Consider the following 18745-nt stretch of genomic DNA (forward strand, 5'->3'; position numbering starts at 1 on the left):
TAATTAATCAGTTAATTAAATTTGTCCGGTTAAAACGATGAAGAGAACGCTGATGACGGATAAAACCCTGACTTCCCCGCTGAACGCGACGCGCGTCCCAGCGGATGCTGGCCGCCATGTGGTCGCACAACGTTATCCCGGTCGCTGGATCTCCGCACTGGTGCTGGCAGTGCTGCTGGTGCTGGTGGCGCATTCGATGATCACCAACCCGAACTTCGCCTGGGCAACGGTGGGCAAATACCTGTTCTCACCAACCATCCTGCTCGGCCTGTGGACCACCTTCTGGCTGACGTTGGTGATCATGGTGCTGGCAATCGTACTTAGTATACTGCTGGCCGTGATGCGCCTCGCCAGTAACCCGCTACTGGTGGGATTCAGCCGTGGCTGGATCTGGTTCTTTCGCGGCACACCGGTGCTGGTGCAACTGATTTTCTGGTACAACCTCGCGGCGCTCTATCCACAGGTCAGCCTGGGGATACCCGGCCTGTTTACCCTGTGGAGTGGCAGCACCAACGATCTGATCACCCCGCTGGCAGCGGCGATTCTCGGCCTCGGGCTGAATGAATCGGCCTATATGGCGGAGATCATCCGTGCCGGGATCTCCTCGGTGGATGATGGGCAGCAGGAGGCGGCACGGGCGCTGGGCATGACGCGCGGCCAGTATCTGAAACGGGTGATCCTGCCGCAGGCCATTCCGTTCATCATCCCCCCGACCGGCAATCAGGTGATTGGCATGCTGAAAACCACCTCGCTGGTCAGCGTGATTTCGCTGTCCGATTTGCTCTACTCGGCCCAGGCGATCTACTCACGCACCTATGAAAACATCCCGCTGTTGATCGTCGCCTGTATCTGGTATCTCGCCGCCACCACCGTGCTCAGTCTGGTGCAGGCGCGGGTGGAACACCACTATCGCTGGACAAGGGGCTAATCATGCAACTCGGTCTGTTTAATCTGATGTCGTACAAGGATAACCCGCGCGGCGTACAGGGCGTGATTGAGGATATGCGCAGCATGGTGCTGCTGGCGGAGGAGATCGGCTTCGATACCGCGTGGTTTGCCGAGCATCACTTCACCAACTACTCGCTCAGCGTATCGCCGCTGATGCTGGTGGCGCATATGGCCGGTTATGCCCGGCGCATCCGCCTGGGAACGGCAGTAGTGGTGTTGCCACTCTATCAACCGATGCGCATTGCGCAGGAGATTGCGCTGGTTGATCGCCTGACGGAAGGACGCCTGGTGCTGGGCATTGGCAGCGGTTATCAGGCGTGGGAGTTTGATCGTTACGGGCTGGATGTGGAAACCCGTGGGCAGCAGCTACTGGCGCACTGGCAGTTTATCAGCGCGGCCCTGACGCAGGGGTATACCCACTCGCCAGACCGCTTCGGTCAGCCGCTCCGCACCGATTTTCTGCTCGACACCCTACAGCAACCGCTGCCGCCGCTGTACCTCACGTCCTCCCATCCGCAACTGATTGCCCAGTTTCAGCGCTGGCAGGCGACCCCGTTTTTTACCGCCGGTTACCGCGGTACGCACAAATTGCAGCAAATGGTCGCTGATGCGCGCCATGGCTGGCAGCAGGCGGGCCTTGATGCGGCGTTGCCGGTGGCAGTGCAGCAATATATCCATGTCTGCGATAACCGCCAGCAAGCCCATGCCGCCGCGGAACGTGCGCTATTTGTCGCGCGCATGATCGCCGCGCTGCGTGAAAACACCAGCGTCAGTGAGCAGGCGTTTATCCACGCGCCAGCGTTAGCGGATGAACCCTCACTGGAGACGGTGAGTAACAACCTGATGATTGGCGATGCGGAGACGGTCGCCGAACGTATGTTGACGGAAATCCGTGCCATTCGTCCCAGCCACTACAACTGTTTCTTCCAGTTTGGCGATATGCCGATCGCCGATGCGCGTCGTTCGCTGACGCTGTTTGGCGAGCGAGTTGTGCCGCTGCTGGAAAAAGAGCTTGGTCCATTGACCTTTCGTACCGCCAGAGGAGAGTGAAATGTATCGCGAGAAAATTGATGTGGTGTTCGATGACGGCACCAGCATTTTGCAACGCATGTTGGAGCAGCAACGTCATGATGCCAGCCGTTCAGAAACCCTGCCGCCGGAAGCCTATAACAGCGACAGCTTTTTCCGTCTCGAAGAGGACAAGGTGTTCCGCCAGGACTGGCTGTTTGTTGGCCATGAGTCGCAAATCGCTAACCTGAATGATTTTTTCACCCTGGATGTGGTCGGCGAACCGTTACTGATTCTGCGCAACGAGGAGGGCATTGCGGTGTTCTCCAACGTCTGCTTGCACCGCTGGGCACCGATTGCGCACGGCAGCGGCAACAGCCGCTCATTTATCTGCCCGTTCCATAACTGGACCTACAACACCCACGGCAAGTTAAGTGGTGCGCCGTCCATGAACCAGGCGCAGGATTTTGACCGCCAGCAGTGCAGCCTGCCGAAGATCCGTCATGAGGTGGTGTTCGGCATGATTTTTGTCACCTTCAACGCCGATGCTGCACCGCTGGCACCCCGGTTGGCACCGCTCACTGAACGTTTTGAGCGCTACCACGTGGCCGATCTGGTGACCGCTTACACGCTGGATTACGACTGTCCGTACAACTGGAAAATGGCGATCGAAACCTTTATGGAGTGCTATCACCATGCGGCGGTGCATCGCACCACGCTTGAGGATAGCTTTCCTGGCCGCCTCAGCTCGATCATTGATGAGGGACCCGGCTGGACCATCTGCCATCAGCCACTGCGTAAAAACGGTGAACTGAGCGAGATCCTCACCGCAGGGCTGGAACCCTTCAATGGCCTGAACGACGAACAGATGCGTTTCAGTGAATTGCTGCTGCTGTTTCCCAACTGCCTGATTTCCCTGAATCCGGATCGTCTCTCCATCAGCGCCATTCTGCCGGTGGCACCGCACGCCACCCGCTGGCACCGCGTGGTACTGGTGTCGCGGGCGTCTGCTGCCCGGGACGATTTTCCCCAGACTGCGGACGCGATGAAGCAGGGCAGCCTGGTGATTATCGACGAAGACCAGTGGATCAACGCCGAGCAGCAGCGCGGCAGTCGTTCTCGCCTCGCACGGCCAGGACGCCTCAGCCATCTCGAAACCACCGTCTGGCATCTGGCCAATTACCTGAAAATCCGCATGGCGGAGTGAGGAGCAGGCAATGCGTTATGTGAAGCTGGGACACTCCGGCCTGGAGGTCTCTGCGCTCTGTCTGGGTACGGTGACCTATGCGCCACCAGCGCGCAGTGGCCGGAGCTGGACACTGGACGAAGCCGCCAGCCGCGAGCTGATCCGTGCCGCGCTGGAGCAGGGCATTAACTTTTTCGACAGCGCCAATATCTACGCCAAAGGGGCGAGTGAAGAGATCCTTGGCCGTGCGCTGCACGATTTCGCCTCACGTGATGAGGTGGTGATCACCAGCAAACTGTACAACCCGATGCGCAGCGGGCCGAACAGCAAAGGCTTATCGCGCAAGGCCATTATGCAGGAGTGCGACCACAGCCTACGCCGTCTGGGCACCGATTATATCGACCTGTATGAAATCCACCGTTGGGATAATGACACACCGATCGAGGAGACGCTGGAAGCCCTGCACGACCTGGTGAAGGCCGGCAAAGTGCGTTACCTCGGGGCATCGTCAATGTTCGCGTGGCAGTTCAGCAAGGCGCTGCAAATCCAGAAATACGAACGCTGGAGCCGATTTATCGCCATGCAGAATCACCTCAACCTGATCTATCGCGAAGAAGAGCGCGAAATGCTGGCGTTGTGTCAGGCAGAAGGGGTGGCGGTGACGCCCTGGAGCCCGCTGGCGCGCGGGCGGCTGGCGCGTCCGGTGGCGGCGGCGAAAGCCAGTAGCCGGGGGGCAGACGACAGCTATACCGATTTTCTCTATGCCGCCACCGCACAGGCCGACAATGCGGTGATCCACGTAGTGGAGCAGGTGGCACAGGCGCGTGGCGTACCGATGGCACAGGTAGCGCTGGCATGGCTCTACAGCCGCCCGGCGGTGGTCGCGGCGGTGATTGGGGCCACCCGTCCCCTGCATTTGAGCGACGCACTGGCGGCGCTGGATCTGACGTTAAGCGCTGATGAAATCGCAGCGCTCGACGCTCCCTATATACCTCATTCTATTGTTGAACATGACTAAGGCAGGGCACCAATGAAAAGCGCAGCACAGATCGCCGAGATCAAACAGGCCTTGATGGCTAAAGGGGTGGAGTACTGCATGGGCGCGTATGTGGATATTCACGGCGTACCTAAGGGCAAAGTGGTGCCGATTGGCCACCTCGATCAGATGGCGCAGGGATCGGAGCGTTATACCGGCTATGCGCTGGACGGTTTGGGTCAGTCGCCGCATGAGGATGAACTGACTTCTGTGCCGGATCTCGACCACATCATCCAACTGCCGTGGGAACCGAAAATTGCGTGGATGCCTGCCGATAACCACTTCCAGGGCGAACCCTATGCGCTCAGTACGCGGGTGGCGTTGCAGAATGTGATCAAACAGGCGAATGCCATGGGGTTTGGTTTTAACCTCGGCATTGAATGCGAAATTTATTTACTCAAGCGGGAACAGGACGGTCGCTTGGTGGTGCCGGAAGCGGATAACAAGCTCAACAAACCTTGCTACGACTTACAGGGCTTTGTCGATCAGTTTGGCTGGCTGGATGAGGTTTCTTCCACCATCAACGCACTGGGCTGGGATCTCTACTCGCTCGACCACGAAGATGGCAACTCGCAGTACGAGTTCGACTTTAACTACGCCGATGCGCTGACCACCTGTGACCGTTTTATTTTCTTCCGCTTTATGGCGAAACATTACGCCAAACAACGTGGGCTGATTGCCACCACCATGCCGAAGCCGTTTGCCGATAAAACCGGCACCGGTGCGCATTTCAATATGTCGTTATATGACATCAACACCGGTGACAATCTGTTTAAACGTGACGCCACCAGTGCTGACGATCCCTGGGGGTTGGGGCTGAGCGATACCGGCTATCACTTTATCGGTGGATTGCTGAAGCATGGCCGGGCGCTGTGCGCCGCGTTTGCCCCGACGGTGAACAGCTATAAACGCCTGGTACGCCAGGGTGCGATGAGTTATTTCTCCTGGGCACCGGTATTTAACTCCTGGGGGTCCAATAACCGTACCAACGCGGTACGCGTTCCGGCCGGTGGTGGACGCTGTGAATCGCGCAACGCTGATGGCGCAGTCAATCCATATCTCGCGGCCACGCTGGCCCTGGCTGCCGGGCTGGAAGGTATTCGCGAGAAGATCGATCCCCGCCAACCGAATGAAGACAATCTGTATGCCATCAGCGAAGCGGAGCGCCGCGCCCGGGGCATCGATTTTCTGCCGCAAAACCTGCTGGAGGCGGTGGAAGCCTTCGATGCCGATCCGTTTGTCGCGGCGACGTTGGGAGACGCGCTGAAGAAAGAGTTCATCCACTACAAGTTGCAGGAGTGGAACAGCTATCACCTGCACGTCAGCCAGTGGGAAATTGATCGCTACAGCACCATTTTTTAATGGTTTTATCGGCATCATGCATGCTATTGCGCGATGAATCGCGCCGCTACATGAGTCTGTGGTTATTATCCGGGGTTGCCGGTCGGCACAGGTCCGTAGCGGCGCGATTTATCGCGCGGGTTTAACCGGCAATTCAGGCATCGAGCTTTTCAAACACAAAGTTGCGCATCACGTTGATCGCTTGTTTGTATTTGAAATTGGGGAACATCACATTGCGGAACAGCACGCCATCAAGGTAGGTGGAGATCAGCATCGCCATATCGCCTGGATTCACCTCACGGAACAACCCACTGGCGATGCCCTCTTTGATGGTGTTCTTCAGAATCACCGATTCCTTTTCGTAAAACTTTTTAATCGCCTTATCAATGCTGGCAATACGCCCGTTGGTGCTGGAGTAGTCCAGGCTGATTTTCGCCAGCTTCTGCAACAGATGGAACTGGAGAATATGGATCTCGATCCACAGAAAAATCAGGTCACGTGGGCCGTTGGCGCTGGCTTTGATGTCGTCAAACTGCACAAAGGCACGCTCCACCGCTGACTCGATCACCTTGATAAACAGGTCTTCTTTGGAGCCGAAATAGTAATAAATCAGCGCCGAATTCAGCCCGGTGGCGGTGGCGATATCTTTAATCCGTACTGACGAATAGTTCTGGGTAGCGAACAGATCGAAGGCGGAGGATTGCAACAACTCGGCGACGTCGCGCTGGGTTTTACGCGATTTCTTGCCGGGTTCGGCGGCTGGGGCTTCCTTCATGGCGACATCCTTATGAAATTAACTAATTAATTAACTTTACCATATTGAGTCAGGAGAACAGCATGGGTTTATGCGCTTTTTATACGCCCGGCGATCTGCCGCTGGCAAGCGGAGAAACGCTGCGGGAGGCGACGATGGGTTATCAGACGTTCGGGCAGCTTAACGCCGCACGCGACAATGCAGTGGTGGTTTTTAGCTACTACAGCGGCAACCATGAACGTTATCTGCCACTGATTGGCGCAGGCAAAACCCTCGACCCGGCGCGCTGGTTTATTGTGCTGGTGAATAAACTGGGCAATGGGGTGTCCAGCTCACCCTCCAATTCGCGTTGGCAGGCAGGTGCTGCCTTTCCAACGGTGACGCTGGTGGATAACCTGCGGCTTCAGGAAAGCCTGCTGTTTGAACATCTCGGTATTCGCAGCATTGCGCTGGCATATGGCTGGTCGATGGGGGCAATGCAGGCGTGGCATCTGGCGGTGGCGCGCCCGCACCAGGTGCGGACTCTGCTGGCGGTGTGTGGTTCGGCGCGCTGTTGGCCGAATAATCAGGTGTTCCTTGAGGGAGTCCGGGCTGCGCTGCGCTGCGATGTACAGTTTGCGGAGGGTCACTATGACAAGCCACCGCTGCGCGGGCTGGCGGCGTTTGGTCGTGTTTATGCCGGTTGGGCCTATTCGGCGGCGTTCTTTCGCGAACAACGCTGGCGCGATCTTGGCTTCGATTCGCTGGAGGCGCTGCTGGTGGATTGGGAGCAGGATCATCAGGCGCTGGATGCCAATGATCTGTTGTGTGCGTTGCACTGCTGGTATCACGCGGATGTCGGGGTGCTGGCAAAGGGCGACTGGCGTGCGGCCCTGGCGCGCATCAGTGCGCGTTGCATTGTGATGCCATGCGACAACGATCGTTATTTTACCGTTGCCGAGGCGGCGCTGGAGGTGGCGGAATTAGCACAGGGGGAGTTACGCATCATCGCCTCACCCTACGGGCATTGTGCCGGCGCGCCCGCCCGATTTGCGGCCGCGTCGGCACAGATCGACAGCGCCATGCAGGCGCTGCTGAACCCTTAATCAATGATACTCAGCTCGACGGTGCGCCCCTGATCAAACCAGGTTTCCAGACCGGTGACGCGCAGTTCCAGTTTGCCCTCAATCACCTGACCGATATAGGAGATTGGCAGCGGCTCGTCAGCGGTATCGTCACCGTACACCACACACATCTGCTGGCGTGGGCTGTAGTAACACACCGCGCCGGTCACTTCGCCGTACTGTTCCCGGCGCAGTTTGCCGACATCCTGCGTCAGATACTTGTTTTCCCACGGAGCAACGATGGGCAGGGTGAAAAACACCATGTCGCCAATCAGTTTGCCGTGTTGCAGCACGCTTTTCAGCGGCAGCTTTTCGCGCAGCACTTTCGCCAGGTTGGGGACTTTGTCTTCCCACACTTCAATCACACAAATCTTCTTATCGGCAACATGCATAGCCAGTTTCATGATCTTCTCTCTCCCAATCAGGCGTTGACGCGACGAAAACCGTCCCCGAGACCCCAGGGAAGAATGAAATCGACCCACATATGCAGGCGGTTGGCCCAGGAGAGGGCGCTGTGCGACAGACGCACCAGGTCGCTCAGGGTTTCACATTCACCTGCCACCTCGACGTAGGTGTGTAACATCCGGGCCGCATCCGGCAGACTGACGAAATCAAAGAAGTTGGCTTTGTAACCCATGATCTCTTTGATCAGCAGTTGCAGGGTTTTCAGATCGGCTGCCGGGTGATCTTCACCGACGCGAATCAATCCCCATAGCATCTCATCAGCCAGTGTGCGGGTTTCCCCTTCGGCGAAAATGATGGTACTGAGGTACTGACCACGGGATCCGGTGCCGCGTGGCACTTCGCCCTTACCGAGTGCGGCAATTTCTGCCGGTTGTTCAAACCAGATCTTTTCGCGCTGCGCGTCAAACAGCGCTATCGCTTCATCGACCGTCATAACGTTCTCCTGGTGTTGGCGTGAATGTGGCGGTTGCCACGAATTTAATTAATCAGATAATTAAAAGTGAGCAATTTTTGTGCCATTAGGAGGGTAAAAATTAATCAGTTAATTAATAGTGGGTTAGGTTAAAAATCGGGCAGGGCGAGGGGTTGAGCGACGTGAGGTTGTTGTGTTGCAGTGCAGATTGCACCATGACGTAGCGGTGCGATTTATCGCGCAAGATTTGTGGCTCGTTGCCAACACGCGCGATAAATCGCGCCGCTACGGTTTGCGTATTGTGGGGGCACATCACTGTGCCCCCTGGGGGTTACTTCACGCAGGCCGCACACTGATTGTGGATCTGCTGGAAGAAGTCGTTACCTTTGTCATCCACCAGGATAAACGCCGGGAAGTTTTCTACTTCAATTTTCCAGATCGCTTCCATACCCAGTTCTGCGTACTCCACGCATTCGAGGCTCTTGATACTCTGCTGCGCCAGTACCGCCGCCGGGCCACCGATGCTGCCGAGATAGAAACCGCCGTGTTTATGGCAGGCATCTGTCACCTGCTGGCTACGGTTACCTTTCGCCAACATCACCATGCTGCCGCCGTTGGCCTGCAACAGGTCAACGTAGGAATCCATACGGCCTGCGGTGGTTGGGCCGAGTGAACCTGACGCATAACCTTCTGGCGTCTTGGCCGGACCGGCGTAATACACCGGATGGTCTTTGATGTACTGCGGCAGACCTTCACCGTTATCAATACGTTCTTTCAACTTGGCGTGGGCAATATCACGCGCCACGATAATGGTGCCGTTCAGCGACAAGCGGGTCGATACCGGGTAGGAGGAGAGTTGCGCCAGAATCTCGGACATCGGGCGATTGAGGTCCACGTTGACCACTTCGCCTTCACCCTGTTGACGCAGTTCTTCCGGGATAAAGCGGCCTGGATTATGTTCCAGTTGCTCAATCCAGATGCCTTCACGGTTAATCTTCGCCTTGATATTACGGTCAGCCGAGCAGGAAACCCCCATGCCCACCGGGCAGGAAGCGCCATGACGCGGCAGACGCACGACACGGATATCGTGGGCGAAGTATTTACCGCCAAACTGTGCACCGAGGCCCAGCTTCTGCGACGCTTCCAGCAATTCCTGCTCCAGTTGCACGTCACGGAACGCCTGGCCGTGTTCGTTACCTTCGGTCGGCAGCGAATCGTAATAATGGGTGGAGGCCAGTTTCACCGTTTTCAGCGTACTTTCCGCCGAGGTGCCGCCGATGACAAACGCAATATGGTAAGGCGGGCAGGCGGCTGTGCCGAGCGACATCATTTTGTCGATCAGGTAGTTCTTCAGCTTCGCCGGCGTGATCAGCGCTTTGGTTTCCTGATAGAGGTAGGTTTTGTTGGCGGAGCCACCACCCTTGGCGATACACAGGAATTTGTACTCATCACCGTCGACGCTGTAGAGGTCGATCTGCGCAGGCAGGTTAGTGCCGGTATTGACCTCTTTATACATATCCAGCGCGGCGTTTTGTGAGTAGCGCAGGTTATCTTCGATAAAGGTGTTGTACACCCCCTGAGACAGCGCGGCTTCGTCACCGCCACCGGTCCATACACGCTGGCCTTTTTTGCCCATGATGATGGCGGTGCCGGTGTCCTGACAGGTCGGCAACACGCCTTTGGCGGCAATCTCGGAGTTGCGCAGGAACTGCAAGGCGACGTATTTGTCATTCTGGCTGGCTTCATCATCCGCCAGAATCGCAGCCACCTGCTGCTGATGAGCGGCGCGCAGCATAAAAGAGGCGTCGTGGAACGACTGCTGTGCCAGCAGGGTCAGCGCTTGCGGATCAACTTTTAATACTTCCTCACCATCGAAATTCGCCACGGAAACATAATCGCGGCTGAGCAGGTAGTACTCAGTATCATCTTTGGCGAGAGGAAAGGGGTTTTGATAGTAGAAGGGTTTATTCGACATGTTGGCTCACTCAGTTATGTGTCGCCTGTCTGGTACAGAGAAGACAGGCAACATCATTAGCGATTCGTTATAGGTTTTTTCTCTCGCCAGCCCAGCTCAGGGCTGACTGGCGAGTATCATAGCATTTTAACATTCTTTCGCGGCTGCGATTTTTAACATCGAAGCAACATCATCAGAACATCAGCACCATCCACGGATACGCAACCACCATCAGCAGGACCAGGAACAGCGCACCGAAGATGGTGCCCAGACGCCAGTAGTCTTTGGTTGGCAGATAGCCGCTACCGTAGTAGATCGGGCTGGGGCCGGTACCGTAAGGGGTGATGATGCCCATCACACCCAATGACGTTGCCAGCATCAGACAGAACACCGGCATATTGATACCCGGAATGGCCGCTGCAATGGTCAGCATGGCAGGTAACAATGCAGTCGTGTGTGCGGTGGTGCTGGCAAACAGGTAGTGCAGAACGTAGAAGGCAATCAACAACACCACAGCTGACACTTGCGGGTCATAACCGTGCAGCAACTGTCCGCCTTCTTTACCCAGCCAGGCGATAAAGCCCACTTTCGCCAGACCATCGGCGAGTGCCACCAGGGTGGCAAACCAGGCGAAGGTGTTCCAGGCGGCTTTATTACTGGTGATATCGTTCCAGTTAAGGACGCCGGTCCACAACATCAGCACAATCACCAGCAGGGCGGCCATTGCCGGTTCAATCCAGGCGGTGGCAAAGATCCACATCAGCAGCGCAGAAATCACGAACACCAGCAGCAGGATTTCATTGCGCGACAGTTTGCCCAGTTTCGCCAGCTCAGCGGTGGCCCAGCGAGGCACTTCATCGTTCAGTTTCACTTCTGGCGGATAGAGCCAGTAGGCCAGCAACGGCATGGTGAGGATCAGCAACACACCCAGCGGCAGGAAGGCAAGGAACCACATGCCCCAGGAGATATCGAAGCCAACCACACTTTTTATCAGCGCTAAAGCCAGCAGGTTTGGAGCCAGCGCAGACAGGAACATAGAACTGGTGATACAGGTGGCGGTGATGGCAACCCACATCAGATAAGAACCAATTTTGCGCGCGCTCGGGTCATTAGGTTTTGAACCGTACAGCGGCGGCAGGTTGGCGATAATCGGATAGATGGTGCCGCCACTGCGTGCAGTGTTGGAGGGGGTGAAAGGTGCCAGTAACAGGTCAGCGAAGGTGATGGCGTAGCCGAGTGTCAGGCTGCGACGGCCAAGATATTTCACCAGAATCAGCGCCAGACGGCGACCGAACTGGGTTTTATCGTAACCGGCGGCAAACATAAAGGCACCGAAGATCAGCCACACGGTGGAGTTGCCGAAGCCGCTCACCGCCCATTTGAACGACTGGCCAGCCATTTTGAACTTCGGATCGGCCAGTTCCGCCGGGCTGAACAGCAGATACTGACTGAACAACGCGATCACCACTACGCCGGTCAGGCCAATCACCGCACCGGGCAGGGGTTCGAAGATCAAGCCGACAATCACGCCGACAAACACGGCGAAGAAGTGCCAGGCATAAGGTTCGAGTCCTTCAGGCGTGGGCACCAGTAACAACAGTACCGCGACAACGATCGGCAGGAATAGCATTATCAGCCGATTTTTATTCCCCGGCGCGGCAGGCGGCGCTTTTGGGGGTTCATTCTGGATAGTTTGTGTTTTCATGGTTTTGGTCTGCAAGTTTATGGAGAATGCGATTAACGTTCCGGGACAAATCTACAGATGATACTTTTTAAGCTGCCGTTACGTCTTTTAATGCTTCTTTAATTGCAATGTTGAAGAGAGAAGATTGCGTAATGTAAATATGATGCGATTTATTAAAAACTCCATTTTGATCTGGATCAAAAAATCGATTCAGTATTAAATCCTTTTTGTATTTGACATATATTCTTACTCTTACTTAATTCATTTTTGTTGCCGCCCGAACGCCGTAAAGCTCAAGGATGGCGGCGTTGTCGTCTGGGATGTGTCTGATAACGTCATGATTTATCATAAATTAATTTCTATGTAAATGAAAAAATTGATTTTTGACAACCTTTCGCTAACATTTTAAGTGGCGAATATTCAGTCTTAGTGTTTATTTCCAGAATAATTTAAAAGTTAAAAAACTAAACTTATTAATTATGTAACTAAAGAAATTGGTATATTGTTTACATGAAATCGGACCTCTTAAATAAATTTGAAATAACTGCGTCTGCGACAGAATTCGAAACTTTTAAATTTTGGAGTTGTTATCATGAATACGCTCACCCCGATTCTTAATCCACTGACTCTGCCGAAAGGCGCTGTATTGAAAAACCGTCTGGTGATGGCACCGATGACCACCTGTACCGGTTATTTTGACGGCGGCGTCACCAGCGACCTCGTGGACTACTATCGCGTTCGCGCGGGGAGTATCGGCACCGTCATTGTCGAATGCTGCTTTATCGACAACCGTGGCCCGGCGTTCCCAGGTGCCATCGCCATCGATAGCGACAACAAAATCCCTGGCCTGGCGAAAATTGCGGATGCGATCAAATCGCAGGGTTCCAAAGCCATTTTGCAGATCTACCACGGTGGCCGTATGGTGGATCCTGCGCTGATTGGCGGCAAAACGCCGGTCGCGCCCAGCGCGCTGGCCGCACCGCGTGAAGGCGCACCGACCCCCCAGGCGCTGACGGCGGAAGAAGTGGATGTGATGATCACCAAATTCGGTGATGCGGTGAACCGTGCCATCAAAGCCGGTTTTGATGGTGTCGAGATCCATGGTGCGAACACTTACCTGATTCAGCAGTTCTACTCACCGAACTCCAACCAGCGCGATGACAAATGGGGCGGCAGCCGCGACAACCGCGCCCGTTTCCCGATGGAAGTGCTGGAAATCACCCATAAAATGGCAGACCGTTTTGCGGCGGCCGACTTTATCATCGGGTATCGCTTCTCGCCGGAAGAGCTGGAAGTGCCGGGTATCCGTTTTGATGACACCCTGTACCTGCTGGAAAAACTGGCGGCGCGCGGTCTCGACTATGTGCACTTCTCCGTCGGACAACTGCTGCGTCCGTCGATTGTCGATACCAAGGACCCAACACCCCTGATCACCAAATACCTGGCACTGCGCTCACCGACGCTGGCTAAAGTCCCGGTGATTGGCGTCGGTGGCGTGGTGAATAAAGAAGATGCGGAGAGTGCACTGGAGCACGGTTTTGATCTGGTGGCGATTGGTAAAGCTTGCATCGCCTACCCCGATTGGGCTGATCGGATCATCCGCAACGAACATATGGAGCTGTTTATCGACAGCACCAAACGCGAAGAATTGGTCATCCCTGAACCTTTGTGGCGCTTCTCGCTGGTGGACGCGATGATCCGCGACATGAGCGACACCGGCCGTAAATACAAAGCGGGCGTGTTCCAGGAGAAAGTGGAAGCCGAAGCGCTGAAACTGAAAATCAACGTTACGCTGGATACCGACCGTATCACCGACATCTCGCTGGTGCCGGATGCCACGCTGGACGTTGACTTCACCAGCACCTTCGAGAGCCTGCGCTCACGCATTCTGGTGGCGAACAGCCCCCACGTTGATGCCATCACCGGTGCCACCACCCAGAGTGAGGCGCTGAAAAAAGCGGTATCCCGTGCGCTGGCTACCTCCAGCAAGGAGCATGTGATTGAAGAGGGCGGCAACCCGAATGCCCCGGTTAGCTACGATGTGGTGGTGGTCGGCAGCGGCGGTGCCGGTCTGGCGGCGGCGATTCAGGCGCATGATGATGGCGCGCGCGTGGTGATCATCGAGAAGATGCCGACCATCGGTGGCAACACCATCAAAGCCTCGGTCGGGATGAACGCAGCGGAAACCCGCTACCAGCGTCTGAAAGGCATTGAGGACAGCAAAGAGTTGTTTTATGACGAGACGCTGAAAGGCGGCAAATTCAAAAACAACCCGGTGCTGTTGCGTGAATTTGTTGAACAGGCTCCGGGTGCCATCGACTGGCTGACCGACAAAGGTATCGAACTGTGCGATATCACCATCACCGGTGGGATGAGCATTGACCGTACCCACCGTCCGGAAGACCGTTCAGCGGTGGGCGGCTTCCTGATCAGCGGCTTGGTGAAAAACGTTAACCAGCGCAATATCGAAGTGCTGCTGGAAACCTCGGTGGCGGAAATCCTGTTTGAAGACGGTGCCGTCAGCGGCGTGAAAGTGGTGGATGAGTACAACGACAGCCGTGTCCTCAACGCGAAAAGCGTGATTGTTGCCACCGGCGGGTTCAGCGCCAACCGTGAGATGGTGGTGAAATATCGCCCGGAACTGGACGGTTTCGTCACCACCAACCACAAAGGTGCCACGGGTAGTGGTATCGCCATGTTGCAGAAAATTGGTGCGGATACCGTCGATATGGGCGAGATCCAGATTCACCCGACCGTGGAGCAAACCACCTCGTACCTGATTTCTGAAGCGATTCGTGGTGGCGGTGCCATCCTGGTCAGTCAGGCGGGCAAACGCTTCTTCAATGAGATGGAGACGCGCGACAAAGTCTCAGCCGAGATTATCGCGCTGCCGGAGAAAAGCGCGTGGATCATGTTTGATGAGCAGGTACGCCTGAATAACAAAGCGGCGGATGAGTATATCGCCAAAGGTTTTGTTATCAGTGCGCCAACGCCACACGAACTGGCGGTGAAACTGAACATGGATCAGGAGACGTTGCAGACCACCCTGAACCGTTACAACCAGTTTGTTGAGCAGCAGAACGACGAAGATTTTGGTCGTAAAACTGCGCTGCGTCATCCGCTCAATCACGGTCCTTACTACGCGATCCGTATCGCTCCCGGGGTGCATCATACCATGGGCGGCGTGACCATCAACACCGACACGGCGGTGCTGGATGCTCAGAAACAGGTGATTCCGGGTGCCTGGGCGGCCGGTGAAGTGGTCGGTGGTATTCACGGTGCGAACCGTATCGGGGGTAACGCGGTTGCTGATATCATTATCTTCGGTATCAAAGCCGGACGTAACGCTGCGGCGCTGGCGTTAGGCTAAGCAACAAATAACGGAAAACCATTCGTAGCGGCGTGATTTATCACGCTCTTTTGAGAACCGCGCGATAAATCGCGCCGCTACAACTGAACGAGGCGATAATGACTACAGACGCAGGCGTCTATGCGTATTCCGCCGTTCTGATGGGTTCGCCCATTCTGCTTAAACTCTTCGAAGACAACGCATCCCTCGCGGCGCAGGTGTTCCGGCTGATCAAACAGCAGGAGAATCTGTTTACCGTCAATCGTGCTGATTCTGAAGTGATGGCGATCAACCACGCTGCGGGCCGCCATCCGGTGGTGGTCAGTGAGCCGGTGTTTGCCTTGATCAGCGTGGCGCATGCGGTGAGCCTGCTGCCGCACAGCGCTTTTAACTTCACCATCGGGCCGGTGGTGAAACGCTGGAAAATTGGTTTTCAGGGCCATGAGGTGCCACCGGCAGCGGAGATCGCGGCGCTGCTGCACCTGACCGATCCGCATCAGGTGGTGTTGAATGAGGCCGAACGTTCGGTGTTTCTGCAACAGCCGGGGATGGAGATCGACCTCGGTGCCATCGCCAAGGGCTATATCGCCGATCGCGTGCAGGCTTTTTTGCGCCAACAGGGGGTGCAGCAGGCGCTGATCAATCTCGGCGGCAATGTGCAGACGCTGGGGGCACCGCCGCATGACCCCGCAGGCTGGGGCATTGGCCTGAAAAAGCCCTTTGGCCGGGAGGATGAGCTGATCGGCGTGCTGCGCGTGCAGGGAAAATCGGTGGTGACCTCCGGTATCTACGAACGCTACTTTGAGCACGAAGGTCGCTGCTGGCACCATATCTTTGATCCACGCACCGGTTATCCGCTCGACAATGAACTGCTGAGCATCACGGTGATTTCCGATCGTTCGATTGATGGCGATATCTACACCACCTTGCTGTATGGCATGGGGGTGGAGCAGGGGCTGGCGTATCTTGCCGACCAGCCCGAACTGGACGCGGTGTTTGTGACGCGCGATCGGCAGATTATCTGCTCCTCTGCGCGCCACTTCAGCTTTGAGCCGCTGGATGCGGCGTGGCAACTGCGTTACTGACAATATTGTTGCAGCAGCGAATGGTATTCCGGTTGCAGACGATAGCGGTATACCGGGCGGCCGGTGGCACCGTAATGAATACTGGTGAACAGGATGTTGATCTGTGCCAGCCAGATCAGATATTTACGGCAGGAGACGCGCGAGATATTCACCTCGGCCGCCAGTTCATCGGTGGAAAACTCAATACCCGGATGGGCATCGATCCACTGACACAGGGTGCGCAAGGTTTGCGGCGTCAGCCCTTTGGGCAGGCGTTTGCTATCGTGCTGAGTTGCCGGGCTGCCGTGAATCAGTAAGTCGACATCCGATTGCTGATAGTAGTGTTGGTTATCCATCAGCGATTTTTTCTGCCGCCATTGGGTCAGCGCTTCTTCAAAACGCGGGAACTGGAAGGGCTTAATCAGGTAATCCACCACGCCGTAGTGCAACGAGGTTTTGATGGTCGCGGCATCGGCGGCAGAAGAGATGATAATGACCTCTACCGGACTGTTGGCGGTGCGCAGCTCCGGCAGCAGATCGAGACCGTTTTCCTGTTGCATATAAATATCCAGCAACACCAGATCCACGGGCGGTTCACTGTTGAGGATCTTCTCTTTGGCCTGCTGCAACGTTGAGGCGGTGCCACAGCAGCTAAAGCCGGGTACCTGGCCGATATAGCAGCGATTAAGCTCTGCCACCATGGCATCATCGTCGACGACTAACACGTTGATCATGCGGTTTGATTTCCTCCATCCCAGGGGAGCTGGACTAAAAATTGAGTATAAACGCCGGGTTCTGATTCCACGCTGACGTCGCCGCCCAGGCTTTCGGTTTGCTGCTTCAGCAGGAACAGACCGACACCGCGATCGTCACCTTTGGTGGAGAAGCCTTTGTCAAAAATGGTCGGTAGCACGTCAGGGTCAATGCCGGGGCCATCATCGCTCACTTCACACGCCAGCCAGCCATTCTGGTAGTGCAACATCACATGGATCTCTCCGTCCGTCTGCTCGCTCAGTGCATCCAGCGCATTCTCCACCAGGTTACCAATCACGGTAATCAATACCGCCATCTGCTGCTCGTTACCGCTGTCGGGTAAGAAGCTGGCGTCACTGATAGTCAGGCGATGACCGCGATCGGATGCCCGATTGATCTTACTGAGCAAGAACCCGGCAATCACCGGTGACTTAATTTTCTGCACCAGCGAGCCAATTTCGGTCTGATAGTTATTGGCGGTCTTCAGCACATAGGCTTCGACCTGCGCATAGTTTTTCATATGCAGCAGGCCGAGGATCACGTGCAGCTTATTCATAAATTCATGCGAACGCTCACGCAGCGCATCGACATAGTTTACCATGCCGCTCAGGCGCTGCATTAGCTGGCTGATCTCGGTTTTATCCCTGAAGGTACAAACCGCGCCGATAGTGCGTCCCTGGCTGCGTACCGGCACGGTGTTGCTCAGCAGTACGTGACCGTTGACGTTCAGTTCTTCGTCACGACGTGGTCGGCCGCTCTGCAACACATCCTGCAAATGGGCATTGATCACCGAGGCATCGTAAATCCGTTCGGCACTGATGGCACTGGTGGCGATCTCGGCATTCAACAGCTTCTGCGCCGCCTGATTGACCAGCGTCACTTCACCCTGATCGTCGACCGCCACCACGCCCTCTTTGACCGAGTTGAGAATGGCCTGACGCTGTTCAAACAGCGTCGAGATTTCATAGGGTTCGAGACCAAACAGAATGCGTTTTAGTACACGCACCAGGATTAAGGTGCCCAGTGCGCCGACCAGTGCGCCAATCAGCACCGTCCACAACACACTCCAGCGGCTCTGGTTGATTTGATCGGTTACTGCGCTGAGCGAGATACCTATCACCACCACGCCAATTTGCTGATGCTGGGCGTTAAAGATCGGGGTAAACACGCGCAGTGCTTTGACCAGCGCGCCTTTATTCACTGAGACGTTCTCATGACCCCTCAGGGCCGGTTCGATATCGTCGCCAATAAAATGTTGGCCGACCAGCTCCGGGTTGAGATGTGAATAACGGATACCCTGCATATTGGTGACCACCACGAACAGCAAGTTATTACTTTGCTGAATCTCCTGAGCGATCGGCTGGATGGGCAGGGTGCCAGGCGGCAGGAGTACTGCGCGCTGGATTTCCGGCGAATCCGCCAGGGTGCGCGCCACGGCCATCGCTTTGTCTTCCAGTTGCATGCGCGTCATTGCACCAATTTGGAAGAAATAGATCAGATGGACGCTGAGCAGCACTAAGGCGATCACCGCGCTGAGCATCAGCGTGACCAGGGTATTCAATTTGATTGGCCGCTTACGCGGTGGAGAATCCGGCGGAGAGTAGGGTTCAGACATTCGGCTGGTATCGTCGCGGCGCAAGATATTGCGCGGGTTTTTATAACGGGTGCGCATTTCGCGCACCCGGATC

The 18745-nt window shown here is 55.8% G+C and carries 16 protein-coding genes; 8 read left to right on the top strand and 8 right to left on the bottom strand.

All coding sequences use genetic code 11. The annotated features are described in order from the left end of the window. Window positions 1–37: 37 nt before the first annotated feature. The 5 genes from PAT9B_RS07975 to glnT are packed head-to-tail and all read left to right on the top strand — an operon-like array spanning window position 38 to window position 5540. Complete coding sequence (locus PAT9B_RS07975; protein ID WP_150105777.1) at window positions 38–928, top strand: amino acid ABC transporter permease; 891 nt, start codon at window positions 38–40, stop codon at window positions 926–928. Window positions 929–930: 2 nt separating this feature from the next. Beyond that, complete coding sequence (locus PAT9B_RS07980) at window positions 931–1998, top strand: LLM class flavin-dependent oxidoreductase (RefSeq protein WP_013508749.1); 1068 nt, start codon at window positions 931–933, stop codon at window positions 1996–1998. Window position 1999: 1 nt separating this feature from the next. Next, entirely contained in the window at window positions 2000–3163 is a 1164-nt protein-coding gene (locus tag PAT9B_RS07985) for an aromatic ring-hydroxylating dioxygenase subunit alpha (protein ID WP_013508750.1), read from the top strand. A gap of 10 nt (window positions 3164–3173) precedes the next feature. Next, window positions 3174–4160, top strand: a complete 987-nt coding sequence (locus PAT9B_RS07990) for an aldo/keto reductase (RefSeq protein WP_013508751.1) — start codon at window positions 3174–3176, stop codon at window positions 4158–4160. Window positions 4161–4172: 12 nt separating this feature from the next. Then, entirely contained in the window at window positions 4173–5540 is a 1368-nt protein-coding gene (gene glnT / locus PAT9B_RS07995; RefSeq protein ID WP_013508752.1) for a type III glutamate--ammonia ligase, read from the top strand. 133 nt (window positions 5541–5673) lie between these two features. On the opposite strand, the gene PAT9B_RS08000 is transcribed toward glnT, so the two are convergent. After that, window positions 5674–6294: a TetR/AcrR family transcriptional regulator gene (locus PAT9B_RS08000; RefSeq protein ID WP_013508753.1), complete on the bottom strand. Its 621-nt coding sequence runs from the start codon at window positions 6292–6294 to the stop codon at window positions 5674–5676. Between the two features lie 62 nt (window positions 6295–6356). Between PAT9B_RS08000 and PAT9B_RS08005 the strand changes: the two genes are divergently transcribed. After that, window positions 6357–7358: an alpha/beta fold hydrolase gene (locus tag PAT9B_RS08005; protein ID WP_013508754.1), complete on the top strand. Its 1002-nt coding sequence runs from the start codon at window positions 6357–6359 to the stop codon at window positions 7356–7358. On the opposite strand, the gene PAT9B_RS08010 is transcribed toward PAT9B_RS08005, so the two are convergent. The 5 genes from PAT9B_RS08010 to PAT9B_RS08025 all read right to left on the bottom strand — a co-directional run bounded on the left by PAT9B_RS08010 (window position 7355) and on the right by PAT9B_RS08025 (window position 11912). Next, window positions 7355–7780, bottom strand: a complete 426-nt coding sequence (locus tag PAT9B_RS08010) for a DUF3830 family protein (RefSeq protein ID WP_013508755.1) — start codon at window positions 7778–7780, stop codon at window positions 7355–7357. The genes PAT9B_RS08005 and PAT9B_RS08010 overlap by 4 nt on opposite strands. A 17-nt stretch (window positions 7781–7797) precedes the next feature. Further along, complete coding sequence (locus PAT9B_RS08015; protein WP_013508756.1) at window positions 7798–8274, bottom strand: hypothetical protein; 477 nt, start codon at window positions 8272–8274, stop codon at window positions 7798–7800. A 112-nt stretch (window positions 8275–8386) separates the two neighbouring features. After that, a complete protein-coding gene (locus PAT9B_RS30555) occupies window positions 8387–8566 on the bottom strand; it encodes a hypothetical protein (RefSeq protein WP_013508757.1) in 180 nt (59 codons plus the stop codon). 18 nt (window positions 8567–8584) lie between these two features. Next, window positions 8585–10228: a class I fumarate hydratase FumA gene (gene fumA, locus PAT9B_RS08020; protein WP_013508758.1), complete on the bottom strand. Its 1644-nt coding sequence runs from the start codon at window positions 10226–10228 to the stop codon at window positions 8585–8587. 172 nt (window positions 10229–10400) lie between these two features. Then, window positions 10401–11912 carry an anion permease gene (locus tag PAT9B_RS08025; RefSeq protein WP_013508759.1) on the bottom strand — a complete coding sequence of 504 codons (1512 nt, stop codon included), beginning with the start codon at window positions 11910–11912 and terminating at the stop codon, window positions 10401–10403. Window positions 11913–12483: 571 nt separating this feature from the next. Between PAT9B_RS08025 and PAT9B_RS08030 the strand changes: the two genes are divergently transcribed. After that, the gene (locus PAT9B_RS08030) at window positions 12484–15261 is read left to right on the top strand and encodes a flavocytochrome c (RefSeq protein ID WP_013508760.1); all 2778 of its coding nucleotides are present in this window, start codon (window positions 12484–12486) and stop codon (window positions 15259–15261) included. 98 nt (window positions 15262–15359) lie between these two features. Continuing rightward, window positions 15360–16325 carry an FAD:protein FMN transferase gene (locus tag PAT9B_RS08035; RefSeq protein ID WP_013508761.1) on the top strand — a complete coding sequence of 322 codons (966 nt, stop codon included), beginning with the start codon at window positions 15360–15362 and terminating at the stop codon, window positions 16323–16325. On the opposite strand, the gene dcuR is transcribed toward PAT9B_RS08035, so the two are convergent. Together dcuR and PAT9B_RS08045 are read right to left on the bottom strand one after the other, a co-directional pair. Further along, a complete protein-coding gene (gene dcuR / locus PAT9B_RS08040; RefSeq protein WP_013508762.1) occupies window positions 16319–17038 on the bottom strand; it encodes a two-component system response regulator DcuR in 720 nt (239 codons plus the stop codon). The genes PAT9B_RS08035 and dcuR overlap by 7 nt on opposite strands. Beyond that, a complete protein-coding gene (locus PAT9B_RS08045; RefSeq protein WP_041525928.1) occupies window positions 17035–18672 on the bottom strand; it encodes a sensor histidine kinase in 1638 nt (545 codons plus the stop codon). Before PAT9B_RS08045 ends, dcuR begins: the two co-directional genes overlap by 4 nt. Window positions 18673–18745: the final 73 nt, after the last annotated feature.

It is taken from the genome of Pantoea sp. At-9b, from assembly GCF_000175935.2.
Taxonomy (GTDB): Bacteria; Pseudomonadota; Gammaproteobacteria; order Enterobacterales; family Enterobacteriaceae; genus Pantoea.